At 49.6% G+C, this 260-nt stretch carries 1 protein-coding gene; it reads right to left on the minus strand.

The window, feature by feature from the left end; translation table 11 throughout:
- The coding region (locus SB756_RS31755) for a hypothetical protein (RefSeq protein WP_410913459.1) at positions 1-240 on the minus strand (240 nt) is incomplete at its 3' end.
- Positions 241-260 lie beyond the last annotated feature (20 nt).

Raw genomic sequence — 260 nt, forward strand, 5'->3', positions numbered from 1 at the left:
AGGGATGCAGATGCTGATTTCATTACCCCCGGTGATTACTAAAGGAGAGGCTAAAACGACTTTATTCCCCTGGTATGTGTATCCACCAGTAGAACCCTTCGTTGCCCGAATGCTGGCAGGAACTGTTGGCAGAACGGCAACATTTTTTTTGTCGTTGACCTCACCATGTCGATCACTGTGCCTGTATCCCACCTTACTGGCTGACAACCCCACTATGCCGCTGGTCTGTAAATCCCTCATATCTCTCCTCGCGCGCAATT

Source organism: Pseudomonas sp. SIMBA_068 (assembly GCF_046534705.1).
Lineage (GTDB): Bacteria > Pseudomonadota > Gammaproteobacteria > Pseudomonadales > Pseudomonadaceae > Aquipseudomonas > Aquipseudomonas putida.